Genomic DNA, 15,704 nt, shown 5'->3' on the forward strand with positions numbered 1-15,704 from the left:
CTCTTCGCGCCCGACCAAGATGAGGCCACCATGACCACCGCGCCCCCGGTTTCGTCCTATTCGATCGCCTCGTGGACGACGGACGACGTCAGACCACCCGAACGTGTCGAGTACTGGATGAGCGTCGTCAGCGCGGCAACCCGTTACCGGGTGGATCCGACCTGTTCGCCGGGGACCTTCCGGGGCCGGCTGCTTCGCATCGGCACGGCTGCCTACACGCTCGGCCGGGCGTCGGCCGACTGTGCGCAGGGACATCGAACCGCTGCCATGGCATCCGAGGAGCCGCACGGCAACCGCACGCTGATGGTGACGATCCGCGGTGAACTGCTGGTCAGCCAGGATGATCAGCAGTTTCGGATCGGCCCAGGTGGGGCGTTCCTGGCGTCGTCGAATTCGCGCTTCGAAGCGAAGCTCGACCACGCCGACATCGCGCTGCTGACGATTCCCGGGGCGGAGATGGACAGCCGCCTGCGCCCCCGGACGCGCCGATCGGCATCCCGGATTCTCGACACCGACCGCGGCCTGGGCCGGGTCCTCGTGGGCATACTGGGTGAACTGTTCGCTCAGCGGGCACACCTGTCGGCCGCCGAATTCGATGCGGTCTGCGATCGGCTGGTCGATCTGCTGTGCATGCTCGCCGCCGGTGACGACCGACCGGAAACCGAGGGTGGCCTGGGCGAGGTCGAAGCGATGGTCAGACGGTATCTGCGAGAGCACGCCACCGATCCAGGGTTGACCGGCGCCACGGTGGCACGTGCCCTGGGCTGGTCACTGCGGCAGGTTCAGCTGGCCCTGCAGCAGGCAGGCACGACGCCCCGCGAACTGATCCGGGAGGAACGACTCGCACTTGTCCACGAACGCCTGCGCAGCCCTGTTCACATCGTCATCGGCGAGCTCGCCCAAATCTGCGGCTTCTCCTCCAACAGCGCACTGAGCACCGCATTCCGTCAGCGCTACGGCATGAGCCCCCGCGAGTTCAGAGCGCAATATCTACTGGACGCAGACGACACAACCGTGGGGGCCGTCCGGGTCCACAGCCACGCGCGGGTTGTCAGCGAGACCTAGCCACGCAGCACGGTGGAGTGCAGACTTTCTGAACGTCGTGAATTAATTATCGGCGCTGTCCGGCCCAGCTCTGGACCAACAGAAAGGTCACCCTGCCATGGCCATCTTTCCTGGACACAGACGCTTACGTGTGTCGGTGGCGACGCTGGTGGTTGCCACGCTCATCCCCCTAGGCCTGTCCTCGACCTCGGTCGCTGCACCGGCCCGTACGGCGGCCGCCGCAAACGTCACGCTTGTGCAGCCGCTGACCGGACCCGCCGGTGAGGCCGCGCGAACGCCGTACATGGGTTGGAGCAGTTACAGCATGCAGGTCTACTCCCCCAACGGCGGAACGTGGATCAACGCCGCACAGCTCAAGGCACAGTCCGATGCGATGCACCAGAAGCTGCAGCCGTACGGGTACAAGTACATCAACATCGACGCCGGCTGGAACGACGGTGTCGATGCCTACGGCCGCCCGAAGCCCAGCACGGCACTGTTTCCGAACGGGTTCCAGGAAGTTATCGACCACATCCACGCCAACGGCCAGAAGGTCGGGATCTACAGCATCCCCGGCATCTCGCCCGCCCTGCGACAGGCCAATCTCCCGGTCTTCGGGCATCCGGAGTGCCGGACTGGTGACCTCGCACTCCAGCCGCTGCAACAGGCTGACTACTGGGGCTTCGGCCACCGCATCGACATGGCCAAACCCTGCGCACAGGCCTATCTCAACTCGATCGCCGATCTGTACGCCGAGTGGGGCATCGACTTCCTCAAGTTCGACAGCGTCACCCCCGGCTCCGGTCACAACGACCTCTCGATGGACGCACGCGCCGAGGTGGCCGGCTGGTCGCAGGCGCTGACCCCGCACGGGATCTGGTTCGAACTCTCGTGGGCGCTCGATATCAACTACGCCGACTACTGGAAGCAGTACGCGAACGGCTGGCGGATCGACTGGGACGTCGAGTGCTACTGCCCCGGGCAAGCCCTCACCGCCTGGCCGAACATCAGCAGGCTGTTCCCCAAACTCGCCGACTGGTGGCGACATGCCGGCCCCGGCGGCTGGAACGACCTCGACTCACTGAACGTGGGCAACGGCGCGATGGACGGCCTCACCCAGGACGAACGGCGGACGGCTGCGACGCTGTGGGCTGTGTCGGCGGCACCGTTCTACCTCGGCAACGACCTCACGCAACTCGATCAGTTCGGCCTGAGCCTGCTGACGAACACCGAAGTGATCGCGGTCAACCAGGCCGGCCGCCCAGCCCAGCCGGTGTCTACCGCGACCGACCAGCAGGTCTGGTACTCCCTGAACGCAGACAGCAGCTACACCGTTGCCCTGTTCAACCTCGGCGGTTCACCGTCCACGGTCACCGCGAACTGGTCCGACCTCGGTCTGGCCGGCGGAGCGCAGGTGCGTGATCTGTGGGCCAAACAGGACCTCGGCAGCTTCGCGTCAGGGTTCACGGCGACCGCAGTGCCTGCGCACGGCGTACGGCTGCTGAAGGTGACGCCGCAGGCAGGCTCAACGATCAGCGTGAACGACGACGACCAGCGTGTCGAGTACGCCGGAACCTGGCAGCGCAACGGTGGCCGTGAGGTCACGACGATCACAGACTCGCTGGCTGTGACGACCGTGGACACCACGGCAGGCGGTACGGCACCCGCGGCCGGCGTCCGCACCACCGAGGTGAACAACGACAACCCGGCGATCAACTACACGGGCACGTGGAGCCGTAGCTGGAGCCGCGGACTCGGTGACTACCAGGACGACGTCCAGTACGCGGAGACGAACGGCGACGCATTTTCGTACACCTTCACCGGGACCGGCGTCGACTACGTGACCGAGAAGCACGCGTCGCAAGGTGACGTGGACATCTACGTCGACGGTGTCTTCAAGCAGACCGTCAGCACGTACCAAGCGAGCGGCCGTGGCGCGCAGCAGGTCGTCTACAGCATCTCCGGTCTCACCAACGGGATCCACACGATCCGGGGCGTGAAGAAGTCGGGTCAGTTCATACTGCTCGACAAGTTCAACATCCGCACGCCGGGCGGTGTGCGGACCGTCTCACTCAACAACAACGACGCGCAGATTACCTACACCGGGTCGTGGGGCAACAGCACCGGCCGCGGCTTCGGGGACTACCGCGACGACGTCCAGTACGCCGAAGCGAACGATGACGCATTCAGCTCGACCTTTGCCGGAACGGGCGTCGACTACGTCACCGAAACGCATCCATCACAAGGCGAGGTCGATATCTACATCGACGGCACCTTCAAACAGACCGTCAACACCAGCCAGGCCAGCGGCCGTGGAGTCCAGCAGGTCGTCTACAGCATCTCCGGGCTGGCGAACGGAACACACACGATCCGCGGAGTGAAGAAGTCCGGCCAGTTCATACTGGTCGACCGACTCGACATACGACAGCCGAGTCTTCTCACGCCGGACACCGCGGTCTTCGACAAGAAGGCATCCGCTCAGGCGGACGTCGTCGTACAGCTCGGCCGACCTGCAAGCGACCTGACCTCCATCCAGCGAGGCGGCACGACGCTGGTCAACGGCACCGACTACACCACATCCGGTGCGGTGGTCACGATCAAGAAGAGCTATCTCGCGGCACAGCCGATCGGCTACAGCAGCCTGGCCTTCACCTTCAGGAGCGACTACCGCGACGACATCCACGCGGCGACCGCGAACGGCGCGTCCTTCGAGTTCGCCTTCAAGGGCACGAGCGTCACCTGGCTCACGGCCGTAGCCCCCGACCAAGGCGAAGCTGACGTGTACGTCGACAACGTCCTCATCCAACGAGTGAACCTGCAAAGCTCGACCCGCGGCACCCTGCAAAGCGTGTTCACCCGATCCGCCCTCAGCAACACCGACCACGTACTGCGGATCGTGAAGGTCTCCGGAACCGTCCTTCGCAACGACATGATCCGGTACACGATCAGCTGAGTTCTGAGCGGGTGAGGCGGAGGAAGGCTTTGAGACCGGCGATGACTTCCTGGTTGTCGGTGAGGCGAGTCAAGGAGTGCTCGAACTGGCGGGCGTGGGAGTCGACCTTGGCGTGCAAGGCTCTGTCCCGGGCGACGGCGTGAGCTTCGGCGGTGGCGAGACCTTGCTTCAGGTGAGACAGGCGGGCGTCCTGATCGCTCGATTCGTCCTTCAAGGTCTTGAGGTCGGCCTTCATGGTGTCCAGGCGGCGAAGGGTTTCGATCAGGTCGTCCCGGGGGTGCTTGACGTCTTGCAGCATGGTTGTCATTCGGTCGCGCAGGTAGCTGAAGTAGGCGCCGGCCGGGCGGAACAATGTGCTGACCAGGTAGAGGCCGGCCAGGTAGTAGCCGATCGCGCCGCCGGACAGATAGGTGACCAGGGCAACGAGTGCCGCAGACACCAGATGCGAGCCGACCGCGAACCAGCGCATGCGCGAGGCGATGCGTCGAGCCTCCGGCTCGCGCTCGGCCGGTACGTCGATGCCGCGGTCACGGCTCGTCCGGATCTCGTGAATCAGCGCATGCGCCTGGAAGTACAGGTTCCACGGCACAGTCAGCAGCAGAATCAGCCAGAGCAGGCACAGAACACCCAGGAACAGCAACAGGATCTCCTGCAGCGGTACGTCGGCAATCGCAACCAGCACGATCGCAACGATGGTGACGACCACAGCCCCGCAGAACACCCAGATCTTCGACATACCCGGCAGACTGCCCGACGCCGCCACCCCCGGAATCGGTACAACTACTCAGCCAAGAGCCGGACCCTGGCTGCTCCGGTTCTGCGGCGGCAACCTGGGCGAAACATCGGCGGTTTATGGTCGGTGGATGCGTCGTCGGTCGCCCTTTGCCTCCCGGTTGGTGCGGACCGGTGACGCGAGCGGGACACCGGCCCTGGAAAGTGACCTGCGGGATGCCATTCTGACCGGCGACCAGCAACCCGGCACTCCGATTCCGATCGACGAGGTCGCGGCCTTCTTCGGGGTCAGTCCCATCCCGGTTCGCGAAGCGCTCAAGACCCTACTGGCCGAAGGACTCGTCGAGCATCGGCCGCATATCGGCTACAGCGTGGCCAAGCTGACCTTCGGCGAGTTCAGAGAGTTGTACGACGTACGCCAGGCGCTCGAGTCGGCCGCTCTGCGGGCGGCGGCCGGTGCTGCCGACGCAGGACACGTGCAGGAGGTCCGGGCGGTCCACGCGCAACTCGGGGTCGCCATCGAGCGCGGCGACGACCGTGCGTACGACGCGGCGGCGCGCCGGTTCCATCTCGCGCTGATCGCGGCGTCGGGGATGCAGCGACTCGTGAAGATGTACGAATCTGCGTGGAACATCACTGAGCCGGCCCGGCCGATGTCGCGGGTACCCGACCACGACCGGGCGGCGTTGCATGCCGATCACGAGCGGATGGTGGCAGCGTTCGTGGCCCGCGACGCGGCCACGTTGATCGCCGAGTCGGACGGGCACTACGCCCGGCTCCGGACGGCGATCGGCCGGTTCGCGGACGATCCCGAATGCTTCGCCGACCACGCGTGACCGATCGGGCCGCGTGTCTTTCAGCGGCTGCGTATATTTCAACGGAAATCCTGGGTTTACCGGCGAGGTCCGTCGCCGAAACGAGTTCTCCTTAGCGTCGCTGCACTGGCCGCGTGACCTCCGCAAGCGCGGCCCGGCCCCGAGGAGCTCCTGATGACCGACCTGACCGAGATCGCCCCTCGGACCAGCTACGACCCTCGGCTCACCAACGAGGACCTGGCCCCGCTGCAGAAACAGTCCTGGAGCGCGTACAACATCTTCGCGTTCTGGATGTCCGACGTACACAGTGTCGGTGGCTATCTGACCGCGGGCAGTCTGTTCGCGCTCGGACTGACCAGCTGGCAGGTGTTCGTCTGCCTGATCGCCGGCATCTGCATCGTGCAGTTCTTCTGCAACCTGGTGGCCAAGCCGAGCCAGCTCGCCGGTGTCCCCTACCCCGTGATCAGCAGGGTCTCCTTCGGCGTCCGCGGAGCCAACATCGCCGCCATCATCCGCGGCCTGATCGCAGTCGCCTGGTACGGCGTCCAGACGTTCCTGGCCGCCGCCGCGCTCAACATCGTGTTCCTCAAGTTCTGGCCCGGCCTGGCTCCCTGGGCCGACGTCACACAGCACGGCTTCCTCGGCCTGTCGGTCCTCGGCTATGCCGGCTTCGCCATTCTCTGGGTGGCTCAGGCCGCGCTGTTCTGGCGCGGCATGGAGACGATCCGCAAGTTCATCGACCTGGCCGGTCCGGCGGTCTACGTCACGATGATGCTGCTGTGCGGATATCTGCTGGTCAAGGCCGACTTCAGCATCGACCTCAACCTGTCCGACCACCGGCTGTCGGGCTGGGCCACGGTCGGGACGATGCTCGGCGCGATCGCGCTCGTGGTCTCCTACTTCTCCGGACCGATGCTGAACTTCGGTGACTTCTCCCGCTACGGCAAGAGCTTCGCGGCAGTGAAGAAGGGCAACCTGTGGGGGCTGCCGCTCAACTTCATCTTCTTCTCCCTGCTGACGGTCGTCACCGCGGCCGCCACCGTCCCGGTCTACGGACAGTTGATCACCGATCCGATCCAGACAGTCGAGCGGATCGGCAGCACGTTCGCGATCGTGCTCGGCGCCGCCACCTTCGTCACCGCGACCGTGGGCATCAACATCGTGGCGAACTTCATCTCGCCCGCGTTCGACTTCTCCAACGTCAGTCCGCAGCGGATCAGCTGGCGGATGGGCGGCATGATCGCGGCGGTCGGTTCGGTGCTCCTGACGCCGTGGAACTGGTACAACAACGACACCGCCATCCACTACACGCTGGGCATCCTCGGCGCCTTGATCGGCCCGCTGTTCGGGATCCTGATCGCCGACTTCTACCTGATCCGCAAGCAGAAACTGGTCGTGGACGACATGTTCACGATGGACGAGGACGGCGAGTACTACTACTCGAAGGGCTACAACCCCAGCGCCGTCAAGGCTGTCATCGCGGCAGGTCTGTTGTCCGTCGCCTCGGTCCTGGTCCCCCGCTGGATCGACGCCGGGTTGTGGATCAGCGACTACAGCTGGTTCATCGGATGCGGCGCCGGCTTCGCGGCCTACTCGGTCCTGGCGAAACGGGCCAACGTGGCCGGCTCCGGCCGGGCCGGCGTTCCGCAGCAGGTCGCATGACCCTGCGGATCAAGGTCATCAACCCGAACACCACCGCCTCGATGACCGCCAAGATCGGCGCGTGTGCCCGGGCCGCCGCGGGCCAGGACGTCACCGTTGACGCGACGAATCCGCCGTACGGGCCGGTCGTGATCGAGAGCCACGCCGACGCCGCGCTCGCCGTACCAGGAATCCTCGAGGAGATCACTGCCGGAGAGGCGGCGGGCTACGACGGCTACGTCATCGCCTGCTTCGGTGACCCCGGCCTGAAGGCCGCCCGGGAACTCGCCCGCGGTCCCGTCGTCGGCATCGCCGAGGCAGCCATGCGGACGGCGGCCTATCTCGGGCGAGGCTTCAGCATCGTGACGACCTTGTCCCGCACCGTCGGCCAGGCCCGCGATCTCGCTGCCGAGTACGGCGTCGCCACGCACTGTCTCGGCATCCACGCCTGCGAGATCCCGGTTCTGGACCTCGAGACCGATCCGAAGGCCAGAGCAGTCATCCTCGGTGCCTGCGAGGACGCACTCGCCAGCGACGGCTCCGACGCCATCGTGCTGGGCTGCGCAGGGATGGCCGACCTCTGCCACGACCTGTCGGCCGAGCTAGGAGTCAGCGTCGTCGACGGCGTCGCTGCGGCGACCGCTGTGGTCGAAGGCCTGCTCCGGATGCGGCTCGCAACCGGCAAACTCGGCGAATACGCGCTGCCACCGGTCAGAGCAATCAGCGCGTCGGCTTCCTGAGATCACCCAACCTGCATGGCAGAGTGGTCGGACCGAGTCACAATGCAGGTCCCGGGAGGTACTTGAGTGCACACGGCCGCCATCATGCGTCGGTTCGGGCCTGATCCCGACAACTGGGTACGCCCTACGTCCGCCGATCACGATGTGGTCGTGGTCGGTGCGGGACAGGCCGGACTCGGCATCGGATTCGCACTGCGCCGGGCCGGGATCGGCCGTTCTACTGTCATCGACGCAGCGGCACCTGGCGAGACAGGCAGCTGGACGACCACCGCACGGATGCACACGCTGCGCACACCGAAGATCTGGCCACAGCCGGAGTACGGATATTCCGAACTGAGCTTCCGGGCCTGGTATGAACGCCTCCACGGCCAGGCCGCCTACGACCTCGTCGAGAACATCCCACGGACCGTCTGGGCGCAGTACGTCGCCTGGTTCGGACGCACCGTCGAGGTTCCCGTTCGCCACCACACCCGATTGGTGGGCGTCGCCCCAGCGTCCGACCACCTAGTCCTCCGGCTTGCGGTGACCGGTACCGACGGCCAGGCAGAGGATCGGGTCGAGACGACTCGACGACTGGTACTGGCCACGGGCGTCGAGGGCACCGGAGGCCCCGCGCTGCCGCCGTACTTCCGCGCACTTCCCGCGCACCTGGCCGCCCACACCGGCGATCGCATCGACTTCACCCAGTTCAGAGGCGGGAACGTCGCCGTACTGGGAGCTGGTTCCTCCGCTCTGGACGCCGCGGCCGTGGCGCTGGAAGCCGGCGCCCAACAGGTCCATGTTTTCACCCGCCGATCCGAACTCATCGTTCACGGACCAAGCCGCAATATCGGGCGCAACATCGGCGCCAAGGAGAACTTTCACCGGCGCGACGACGCCGATCGATGGAGAGCCCAAGTCCTGGCAGCCCGCGCCGGACGAAGTTGCACGCAGGAGTCCTTGGCGCGAGCCATGGCCTTTCCCGGGTTCCGGATCCATCTGTCGGCGCCGTGGCGGCACGCGCGAGCCGACGGCGGCAAGGTCCGGGTCGACGCGGCCGACGGCTCACACGTCTTCGACTTCGTCGTTGCCGGGACGGGCTATCAGTACGATCCACGAACCCGGCCCGAACTGGCCGAGATCGCCCCGCACATCGCCTTGTGGGGAGACCGGTACAAACCGCCGGCCGAGCTCGCCCATGAGGGTCTGGCCTGCGTTCCCTACCTCGGCCCTGGCTATGAGCTCGTCGGAAAGGAGCCGGGCAGCTTCGTCGGACGCATTCATGCCTTCTCCGCGGCAGCCGGTCTCAGCTTCGGAATTCCCGCGGGAGACGCCCAGAGCCTGGCGACCGGGATCCCTCGACTGGTCGACGCGCTGGGTCGAGAACTGTTCTTCGAGGACCAGCGCCATCTGGAGCCGGTGAGGGCTCCAGATGGCGTGACTCTCAGCCCTTGAAGCGGAGGCAGGGGTCGCCGACCCAGACCGTCTTACCGCGGTCGACGGTGACGTCACGGGTACCGAGGAGCTTGCCGCCCTTGGTGTAGCAGCTCAGCTTCCAGCTCTCCTTGACACCCGTGTACGACGCGGGCGTGGGCGGAGCGAACTCGACCGAGCCGGTCCAGTCGGCCGTCTCGCCGCCGTCGAAGTTCTCCACCTGGACCGTGTACTGGCCGGGTACCGGGTCGAGCAGAACAGCGACCTCCGGGTCGGCCAGCGACGCCGCCTGCGCGACCCGCTTGCCGTCCGGCCCGTAGATGTAGACGTCCCAGTCGACGTCCGGTTTGTTCCAGCCGATCTTGATCGAGGCCTTGCCGTTGTCGGCCTCCGGCGGCGCCTTGATCGTGAACGTCGCCGTCTCGGCCTGGCCCTTGACCGGAATCCCGGCCGGGTTGGTCAACGTGACCGAGGGCTGGGTCGGTGCGACCGGGTCGCGGCCCCAACGGCCGGCGACGTACGGGCGGGTCGACGGGTTGACCGACCACCTGAACGGGCCGAGGCCGGTGGTCAGCGTCGACTCGAGCTTGTCGGTGTAGATGATCGGATCCTTCGCCGTACCGTCCGGCTGGACCACCGGCGAGGTCGGCGTCTGGAACGTCTTCGCGATCTTCAGCGTCCGGCCCGGTGCGGTCGCGCCGAGGAGGGTCGAGTGCAGCTTGGCGTTCCCGGCGGCCTCGCTCATCGTCATGAGGGCCTCGCGGTTACCGCCCGCACCAGGCGCCGGTGCCGGCGTCTGGCCGAGGTAGTGCGCGATGACCCCGTCGGCGTACGGCGGATGGAACGACGAGCCGATCTCGAACGTGAACCCGAGGCCACCGGTTGCCCAGTAGCTCCAGTCCTCGGTCGAACCAGTGGTGTCGTACAACTGGTAGCTCGGCTGGTTGGTGTAGCCGTTGTCCGACGCCAGCGATGCTCCCAGAGCCTTGTAGACCGGCTCGTCCGGGGGCGCGCCCACGGCCATGACGCCCGGCGGACGCAGGATCAGGTTCCCGAAGGTGTGCAGCGTGACCAGGCCGGTCACCTGGCGGTTGGAGACAACCCAGCGGACGTTCTGCACCTCGGGCAGGATGGACGGCCCGTCACCGCGGTAGGTCTCACTGCGGTAGTTGGTGCTTGCGCCCGGTCCACCCCAGAAGCCCGGGTAGTTCCGGTTGGGGTCGGTACCACGCTGCACGCCCTGCGGGTTGTTGCCGCAGTCGCCGCCGAGCTCCTCGGGCAGCGTCTTGGCCGTCGCCTCACACGACTTACGCTTCATCTCGTAATCGAACTTGCTGAAGTCACCCTTGGGCGCGGCCTCGCGTGAGGTGTTGTAGCCGTCGGCGTTGATGATCGGTACGACGATGGTGCGCGTCTTCTGCACGATCGACGTGATCCGCTTGTTCTTGCCGTAGTTCTTGGTGAGATCGAAGGCGTACTCGATCGCGGTCTCCGCCGACGGCCACTCGCGTGCGTGGTGCGCGCCCATCAGGAAGAAGACGGGTTTGCCGTCGGTCACGTTCTGCGGGTTGGTGGTGATCTCGACACCCCGGACCGTGCGGCCCTCGCCGGTCTTGTAGGGCAGCGTGATCGGCTTGACCAGCTTCGGGTACTTCTTGGCCAGCAGCGTCAGATCCGCCTCGTAGTCGGCCAGCCGACGGTACGTGTCGCGCCCGCTGGGCAGCGGCGAGACAGTGGTCCTGGCCGCATACGCGGCGTCCTTGGCCCGGTCGAGACGGTTCTGCTCCTCGACGTCGGCAACCTTGACGGTCCACTCATAGCCGGCGGACTTCAGCAGGTTCCGCTCGCGGGCATCCCCGGCGAACACCGTGACGGAGTCCGCGTCGGCCTGCTCGGTGACGTCGAAACCGAGTTTGAGCAGCTTCTCCTTATCGGCGCGGGTCGGCGTACTCACGTCGAGCAGTTGCGATCTGTTGTCCGGTGGCGGATCAGCCTGGGCCGGGGCGGGCAGCCCCGACAACCCGGCGACGACCGCGGCGACGGCGACCGCGCAACCCACCACGGCTGAGCCACGGCGCATGGTCCAGTTCATTTCGGGCGTACCCCCACTCTGTCGCACCGCGGGCGGCAGGCTGCCTGTCAGGCGGCGCGGTGCGACTCGTCCGCACATGCTCACCCGGGACGGAGCCGAAGTCGAGCGGATTCGCCAGATCTGCGGCTTCTTCTGGGGTGGTGAAGACCTGGTTGAGCCGTGAGAATCAGGCCCGTGATCCGGATCCATTTCACCGCGGCAGACGTTGGGCGTGTGACGTTCCTCCCCGAGCCCGAACCGCTTCGGCAGACGGCGCTGGCGGCTCGCGCGCTCGGTCCTGGTCAGACATCCTCCACGGCTCGGCGGTGGCGGCGGGCGGCCGGGAGCCGGGTCCGGCCGGCAATGACCCCGCTGTTCAAGCTGATCTCGCCGACCGGGCAGTTTCCGGGCTTCCTCACACCGCCTGTGGACAGAGCCGGGCTGGAGCCGGCGATCGAGTGTCTGCTGGAGACACCGGCAGACTTGATTCGCGCCGAGCTCGAACCACACCTGCCGGCTGAGATTCATCCCTACATGCGAGCGCTGCTGCGTGGCCGGGCCGATGCGCGTCGAGCGCTGGGCGGCGCCGTACGCGAGTTCCACCGGCTCGTACTTGGACCGTCTGCGATCGACCTTGGGCGCATTCACGCGGCCGATCTGGCCATCCGCTCGCGGACGGTCCTGACCGCCGGTAGCGAAGAGCTTCTGGCGACTCTGCACCCGAAGGTCAGCTGGCAGGACGGCATCCTCAGTTTCTCGATGCCGTTCGAGCATGACGTGAAGTTGGCCGGCCGCGGCCTGCGGCTCTGTCCGTCGCCTTTCGTCTCGGAGTGCCTGATCTTCGATGAGCCCGGAGTCGTTCCGCTGCTCGTCTACCCAGCTGTCGCCCTGCCCGTGGTGGATCCGGCCGAACGAGACTCGGCCGATGCCCTGGCCGAGCTCCTTGGGCGCACCCGCGCTGCCGTCCTGCGAACCCTCGCCGCCCCCGCCGGCACCAGCCAGTTGGCCCGTCGGCTCAACATTTCCAACGCCTCAGCCTCCGAGCACGCTCGCGTCCTCAGGACCGCCGGCCTACTGACCACCGACCGATCTCGTGGCACTGCGCACCACTCGCTCACCCCTGTGGCCATCCAGCTGCTCAGCATGGACGGCTAACGCAGATCTGGTACGACGGAAACCGTGTACGGCGGGGTGCCCGGGGCTCGGTCGAGCTGGCTGTTCACCCACAGCAGGCGGCCGCGATCTCGCGCGATCGTGGTCGGGGTTGCTCCGGCCTCGCCCGGTGCCGAATCAGCGAGGATCGTGGCCTTGGACCACGTGCGGTCGAGCCGGGCCAGTCGGGTGACATATCGGCCGTTGCCCGCGTTGTGAACGACGTACAGACGATGTCCCTCGAGCAGGTATCCGTCGCCCGAGAGAATCCCGTCGGCCTCGACCGGCCGTACCGCGCGCGACGCGATGTCGACGCGATAGGTGAGGTCCTGACCTTGTTCGCCGACGAGCAAGGTCCGGCCGTCGGGAGTGCCGACGATGCCGTTCAGGAAGTACGGCTTCGGACTGATCCGGTCACGCGTGATCCAGGGCTTGAGCTCCCCCAGCCCGTGCCGAGTCAGGGAAGCGCGCCAGATCTGGTTGTGCGCGGAATCGGTGACGTAGACGGCGTCCTCGGTGAACGCGAAGTCGTTCAGGAACGAGCCTTCCGCTGCCGGACGTGACGCCAGCAATCGGCCACGAGCGTCGTACTGGAAGAGCCGTCCGGTGCTCGCGCCGGCGACGAGGATCCGGCCCCAGCGATCCACATGTACGCCGGTCGCCCGGGTGCGGCCGTCGGACCCGGCCGGCAGAAACAGCTGGAGCCGGGCGCTCCGCACGGATCCCCGATAGACCGCGCCCGTCCCGACACTCGTGACGTAGATGGTGCCGTCCCGCGTGACCTCGATCCCCTCGGGCGTATCCCCCGGCGTGTCCGAAACGACGTACGTCGAGGGCCGGTGCGGCTCGTTCCAGGGTCGCGCGGCCGCCGTCGTGGAGGTCGTCAACGTGATCACCAGAACTGCAAGAACGATGAGTCTTTTCATCCGCCCAGCCTCGATTCCCCCTCGGCGCCCGACCACCGCTTTCGGCCCAGCCCGAAGGGAAACGAATTACGTGGTCACAAGGGTTGTCTCGTTGGGGGCGTGCACGACAGTCGCCACACCAGACGTCGCTGGTGCACAGAGGCCCGTTGGTCGTGGAGTCCTCGCTGCCGCCGGACGAACTGCAGACGGTCACTTTGTGGTCGCTGATGAGATCGAACTGCGCGACCCCGGACGCGATCGTGAACGTCTTGTCAATGGGTGTCCAGTTGTCACCCGGGTCGTCCAGCCGCTTGGACGTCAGCGCGCTGGTGTCGAACGTCCGGGTCCAGGACGGCATCGGCTCACTGACAGCAAGGTAGGAGCCGTAGTCGACGAACCAGGTGTTCGACGACGCCGGTGAACCGGTCGGGTCAGGACGCCGGCCAGCCGCGTAGAGCTTGCAACTGACATTGCCGGAGCTCTGCGAAATGAAGACGAAGCGCGGGGTCAGAGTGATGGTCTGCCCACGCTGGACGTTCATGTTCGCACCGACCTGCTGGCTACCGGTTCCTGCACAGATGATCGAAGCCTGTGCCATCAGGAGCGGGTCGGAGGTGCCGGTGCCCTGCTTGGCGAGCACGTTGGACGTGATGTAGCGACGCTCACCTGCGCTCGCCCAGAAGTTCGCCTCGAAAACCTGGACGAGGCGGCTCTCGTCGTACGCCGGAACGGTTCGGGTTCCCTCGCTGCCGATGGTTTCGATCTTCTGGTCGGTCGGCGGGGTCGCGGTGGCCGGGCCGGCCCGGTTGCCGTCACCAGGAGGTTCAGTCGTCTCATACCCGGATCGGGATGACTGTTCTCGTTTTCAGGTATCGATGAGGACGACGACGACGGGTTCGACCGATGCTGAGTTCCACGGAGTTTCCGTCCAGGGAGAGGAGCGAAGGGGAACCGTGGGTGATCAAGAGAACCGCGACTGGATCGCGCCGAGGCCTCACGGTCGGCGGCGTTTCCTGAAACTGGCTGGTGCGGGGATCCCTGCCGTGGCGGGCGTCTCGGGTGCACCGATGGCCCAGGGGGCCACTCAGCCCCGGACGAGACCGTCGGGTGACGTGCGACGGGTGGTCGTTTTTCATCTGGACTCGCTCCACCATGAGGCCCCCGAGCGGCTCGGTCTGGTGAACTTCCAGCGAATCGCCGAGCGGGGCACCCGAGTGGACAAGGCGCTCACCATCGCTCCGTGGCATCCCACCGTCAGCGGCTTCTGGCCGCTGTCCACAACGTCGTTCCCGAACCCCACCACGTTCGCGGGATCCGTGTTTCTGCGGCCATGGCAGAAACAGCGTTACCTCCAGCACAGCTTCGCGGGCTACACGGCGCATATCGCCAACAGTCAGGCGTACCGTTCGCTCAATCCTGGCTTCGATTTCACCCGGCTCGACGACGAGGACAGCGATGAGGACAACGTCCGGCTGGGACTGCGTCAGCTGAGCGAACACCGGCACCTGACCTTCATGCGGCTACTGCTGCAGGACACCAACGCCGTGAGCCAGCAGGTCGCCAACGCGCCGGCAGGGGAACCCTGGGCCCGCGACATCTACGGCAAGGGCTCGCCCTATCCGCAGGTGGTGCGCAGAGCGGACGCGTTGCTGGGAACGTTCCTCGACGGACTGCGGCGAATGGGCATCGCGGACGACACCCTGCTAGTCGTGCTCGCCGACGGGCAGTCGCGCTACGGCTGGCATCCGGTGCAGGCGGAGGACTCCTGGCGTCTTCCGCTCGTTTTCGCCGGGCCGGGTGTCGCGAGAGGGCGAGTCGTCGACTACGCCGAGAACATCGACATCGCCCCCACGATCGCCGCTCTGGCCGGGGTTCCCGCGCCGAACGAGAACGGGGGATCCGGCCGGGTACTCGACGAGGTACGCACGGCGAACGTCTCGAGGCCCGACGTGCCGCGCCGCATCGAGCGGATCAACCGGCAGATCGTGGAGTACCTCCGCCTGGAAGGGTGGATGCGGGTCCACGCCCGGTCATACCCGTACGTCGATGCGCGGCTGATGGCCGCGCACAACGGCCTGCTGACCGAGGCGCAGTTCTGGAGTCTCGACCGGATCGACGAGTGGCCCCAGGCCGGGTCGCTGGACCGGATGCTCCAGGACAACCAACACGCTCTCGCCTTCCTGCACGAGGCGCTCCGGGAATCCGGCGCACCCCCGCTGCCTGCCGCTCAGGGCTAGG

General features: G+C 66.5%; 12 protein-coding genes. 9 read left to right on the forward strand and 3 right to left on the reverse strand.

From position 1 onward, the window contains the following. Positions 1-30 precede the first annotated feature (30 nt). Together E1261_RS05420 and E1261_RS05425 are read left to right on the forward strand one after the other, a co-directional pair. Positions 31-1,065 carry an AraC family transcriptional regulator gene (locus E1261_RS05420; RefSeq protein WP_202874317.1) on the forward strand — a complete coding sequence of 345 codons (1,035 nt, stop codon included), beginning with the start codon at positions 31-33 and terminating at the stop codon, positions 1,063-1,065. Positions 1,066-1,201: 136 nt separating this feature from the next. Then, positions 1,202-3,997: a X2-like carbohydrate binding domain-containing protein gene (locus E1261_RS05425; protein WP_202874319.1), complete on the forward strand. Its 2,796-nt coding sequence runs from the start codon at positions 1,202-1,204 to the stop codon at positions 3,995-3,997. Here the strand turns inward: E1261_RS05425 and E1261_RS05430 are convergent. Continuing rightward, positions 3,990-4,733: a hypothetical protein gene (locus E1261_RS05430; RefSeq protein ID WP_132402788.1), complete on the reverse strand. Its 744-nt coding sequence runs from the start codon at positions 4,731-4,733 to the stop codon at positions 3,990-3,992. The two genes, E1261_RS05425 and E1261_RS05430, sit on opposite strands and share 8 nt — an antisense overlap. A gap of 127 nt (positions 4,734-4,860) precedes the next feature. On the opposite strand from E1261_RS05430, the gene E1261_RS05435 reads away from it, so the two are divergent. The 4 genes from E1261_RS05435 (at position 4,861) to E1261_RS05450 (ending at position 9,359) form a co-directional block, all read left to right on the forward strand. After that, positions 4,861-5,565, forward strand: coding sequence for a GntR family transcriptional regulator (locus E1261_RS05435; protein ID WP_132402791.1), 705 nt, complete (start codon positions 4,861-4,863; stop codon positions 5,563-5,565). Between the two features lie 153 nt (positions 5,566-5,718). Further along, complete coding sequence (locus E1261_RS05440) at positions 5,719-7,206, forward strand: NCS1 family nucleobase:cation symporter-1 (RefSeq protein ID WP_132402794.1); 1,488 nt, start codon at positions 5,719-5,721, stop codon at positions 7,204-7,206. Further along, positions 7,203-7,925 carry an aspartate/glutamate racemase family protein gene (locus E1261_RS05445; protein WP_202874320.1) on the forward strand — a complete coding sequence of 241 codons (723 nt, stop codon included), beginning with the start codon at positions 7,203-7,205 and terminating at the stop codon, positions 7,923-7,925. The genes E1261_RS05440 and E1261_RS05445 overlap by 4 nt, the downstream gene beginning before the upstream one ends. A gap of 66 nt (positions 7,926-7,991) precedes the next feature. Then, positions 7,992-9,359 (forward strand): FAD-dependent oxidoreductase, encoded by a 1,368-nt coding sequence (locus E1261_RS05450; RefSeq protein ID WP_132402797.1) that lies wholly within the window; start codon positions 7,992-7,994, stop codon positions 9,357-9,359. On the opposite strand, the gene E1261_RS05455 is transcribed toward E1261_RS05450, so the two are convergent. After that, positions 9,349-11,430: a zinc carboxypeptidase gene (locus E1261_RS05455; RefSeq protein ID WP_165952374.1), complete on the reverse strand. Its 2,082-nt coding sequence runs from the start codon at positions 11,428-11,430 to the stop codon at positions 9,349-9,351. The two genes, E1261_RS05450 and E1261_RS05455, sit on opposite strands and share 11 nt — an antisense overlap. A gap of 174 nt (positions 11,431-11,604) precedes the next feature. On the opposite strand from E1261_RS05455, the gene E1261_RS05460 reads away from it, so the two are divergent. Beyond that, the gene (locus tag E1261_RS05460) at positions 11,605-12,564 is read left to right on the forward strand and encodes an ArsR/SmtB family transcription factor (RefSeq protein WP_132402803.1); all 960 of its coding nucleotides are present in this window, start codon (positions 11,605-11,607) and stop codon (positions 12,562-12,564) included. Here the strand turns inward: E1261_RS05460 and E1261_RS05465 are convergent. Next, positions 12,561-13,487, reverse strand: a complete 927-nt coding sequence (locus E1261_RS05465; RefSeq protein WP_132402806.1) for an SMP-30/gluconolactonase/LRE family protein — start codon at positions 13,485-13,487, stop codon at positions 12,561-12,563. The two genes, E1261_RS05460 and E1261_RS05465, sit on opposite strands and share 4 nt — an antisense overlap. 152 nt (positions 13,488-13,639) lie before the next feature. On the opposite strand from E1261_RS05465, the gene E1261_RS05470 reads away from it, so the two are divergent. After that, on the forward strand, positions 13,640-13,846 hold the full coding sequence (locus E1261_RS05470; protein ID WP_132402809.1) for a hypothetical protein: 207 nt from the start codon (positions 13,640-13,642) through the stop codon (positions 13,844-13,846). A 732-nt stretch (positions 13,847-14,578) separates the two neighbouring features. Then, the gene (locus E1261_RS05475; RefSeq protein WP_165952375.1) at positions 14,579-15,703 is read left to right on the forward strand and encodes a sulfatase-like hydrolase/transferase; all 1,125 of its coding nucleotides are present in this window, start codon (positions 14,579-14,581) and stop codon (positions 15,701-15,703) included. Position 15,704 lies beyond the last annotated feature (1 nt).

The organism is Kribbella albertanoniae (assembly GCF_004348455.1).
GTDB classification, from domain to species: Bacteria; Actinomycetota; Actinomycetes; order Propionibacteriales; family Kribbellaceae; genus Kribbella; species Kribbella albertanoniae.

What these genes read in the sequence shown, in the direction of transcription:
- E1261_RS05420 (WP_202874317.1), top strand. Translation starts at nt 31, where the DNA reads ATGACCACCGCGCCCCCGGTTTCGTCCTATTCGATCGCCTCGTGGACG.
- E1261_RS05430 (WP_132402788.1), bottom strand. Translation starts at nt 4,733, where the DNA reads ATGTCGAAGATCTGGGTGTTCTGCGGGGCTGTGGTCGTCACCATCGTT.
- E1261_RS05435 (WP_132402791.1), top strand. Translation starts at nt 4,861, where the DNA reads ATGCGTCGTCGGTCGCCCTTTGCCTCCCGGTTGGTGCGGACCGGTGAC.
- E1261_RS05440 (WP_132402794.1), top strand. Translation starts at nt 5,719, where the DNA reads ATGACCGACCTGACCGAGATCGCCCCTCGGACCAGCTACGACCCTCGG.
- E1261_RS05445 (WP_202874320.1), top strand. Translation starts at nt 7,203, where the DNA reads ATGACCCTGCGGATCAAGGTCATCAACCCGAACACCACCGCCTCGATG.
- E1261_RS05455 (WP_165952374.1), bottom strand. Translation starts at nt 11,430, where the DNA reads ATGAACTGGACCATGCGCCGTGGCTCAGCCGTGGTGGGTTGCGCGGTC.
- E1261_RS05465 (WP_132402806.1), bottom strand. Translation starts at nt 13,487, where the DNA reads ATGAAAAGACTCATCGTTCTTGCAGTTCTGGTGATCACGTTGACGACC.